2 protein-coding genes are annotated in these 1,940 nt (G+C 32.4%); both read left to right on the top strand.

Going from position 1 to position 1,940, the window contains the following annotated elements:
* Positions 1 to 351 precede the first annotated feature (351 nt).
* Complete coding sequence (queF, locus tag Megvenef_RS09205) at positions 352 to 1,185, top strand: NADPH-dependent 7-cyano-7-deazaguanine reductase QueF (RefSeq protein ID WP_322777627.1); 834 nt, start codon at positions 352 to 354, stop codon at positions 1,183 to 1,185.
* A gap of 72 nt (positions 1,186 to 1,257) precedes the next feature.
* Positions 1,258 to 1,722, top strand: coding sequence for a hypothetical protein (locus Megvenef_RS09210; protein ID WP_322777628.1), 465 nt, complete (start codon positions 1,258 to 1,260; stop codon positions 1,720 to 1,722).
* Positions 1,723 to 1,940: the final 218 nt, after the last annotated feature.

Here is a 1,940-nt window from a genome sequence, read left to right on the forward strand (position 1 = left end):
AAAAAATGAATGTGCGGTGATTTATTTTTGAAATTCTTGAAATTATATCAAAAATTTAGAGTTTTGACGGAGAGACTAATTATTTGTATAGAACAGGCCCCTGCGTTGCTGACTAAACAGGAAAAAAATAGTCTGGAAAATAGTATTAATTTATTAAAAACAAGGTTACTGTATGGTTAAAAAATTATATAGTAAAATCAGTTAAATTTGTAATACGCCAATTTCTAAGATTCATTTATGCTCACTAGTAACATATGATGCATAGCCCGCTTTAAAATTAAACTATTATAAATTAACACTGTTTTTTCTAATGGTAGATATTGGCAATAAGTTTTTTGGGGGGTAAGACTAGTGAAAGAGCAATTAAATTTGTCTTTAGGTAAAGAGACTAAATACTCTGATCTTTATGATAAAGACCTATTAGTAAGTATTCCAAGAAGGTTAGGCAGAGAACAAGTTGGCATATTTAAAGACATGCCATTTAGCGGCGGTGATTTTTGGAACTGTTACGAATTGTCATGGCTGAATCAAAAGGGTAAACCAGAAGTTAGGATATTACAATTCTTTGTTCCTTTTGATTCTGAAAATATCGTAGAATCAAAGTCAGTTAAGCTTTACCTTAATTCTTATACTGGGACAAAATTTATTGATGAGAACCAAGTGCTTGGGATACTTAAAGCTGATCTAGATCGTGTAACTAATTCAAACACACATGTATCTGTAAAATCTTTAAACGAGTTTTCTAGTGATAAGTTATCTATGTTTGAGGGTGTATGTCTTGACCAACTAGACATAGAAGTCAGCGAATACAAAGTTAATTCTGGTTTACTAAAACTAACTAATGACAATATGGTTGTAGAAGAGTCAGTATATTCTAATCTCTTGAAGTCAAACTGCCTAGTAACAAATCAGCCGGACTGGGCCTCAGTGCAAATCAAATACAAGGGAAGAAGAATAAACCATGAAGCAATGTTGAAATATATTATTTCTTTTAGAAACCATAGTGAGTTTCACGAGCAGTGTGTTGAACATATGTTTCATGATATTATGAAGCAGTGCTTGCCAGTCGAATTGACAATCTTTGCCAAATATACCAGGCGAGGTGGGGTTGATATAAATCCTTATAGAACTAACAAAATCTTTAAAACCACAGATATTAACAAATATAGAGATATACGACAGTAAATAAATTTGTGCAAGAAAACAAAATGCCGTAAAATAGTACGTTGTGTATTATTTTGATTTAGGAGAAACTGTATGAATGATAATAAGAATAGTGAAAAGCAAGCTAAGAACAAGAGTGATAAGCCGAATAAATTGTTTGGTTCGTTAGATGGCGTGCTTGGGGCTAACTTACTTGAATCAGATTTCGTTGATGATATGAAGCAAGGTGTTACTAACTTTATAAATTCCGCTAATTCTACGTTTGCTTCGGGTGCACCGGGCCATAGTGAATCTGCTGACCTTGCAAAGAAAATGATAAAAAATTTGACGGATAATCTTAATAATTCTTTTGAAAACAACTTAGGCCTAAGTAGAGAGTGTTTAAAATGTAAAACCGCAACTGATTTTATTGAGATTCAGCGTAAGTTTTTTGAACACAACTATCAAACCAGTGTCAGGACATATAGTGACCTTGTTCACGATATGCAGCAAATAGCTAATCATAACATGAAAAATACTAATGAGTCTCTCCGTCAAAACTCTAAATTTTTGATATAATTTCAAGAATTTCAAAAATAAATCACCGCACATTCATTTTTTGAGCTATTTTTTTGCCAAGAAGGTAAAATTTTGGTGTTAGGATGCCAAAAACTCAGAATTTACTCATGATTTGCCTTAGGCAAAGTTAATTGCTTGAGACTTTCCATCTATTTGTGTAAATTCGATTATAGGCACTTAAATTCTCCCTTCGAATTTGATCATAAAATGAGCCATAG

The organism is Candidatus Megaera venefica (assembly GCF_034554655.1).
Lineage (GTDB): Bacteria > Pseudomonadota > Alphaproteobacteria > Rickettsiales > Rickettsiaceae > Megaera_A > Megaera_A venefica.

What these genes read in the sequence shown, in the direction of transcription:
- Megvenef_RS09210 (WP_322777628.1), top strand. Translation starts at nt 1,258, where the DNA reads ATGAATGATAATAAGAATAGTGAAAAGCAAGCTAAGAACAAGAGTGAT.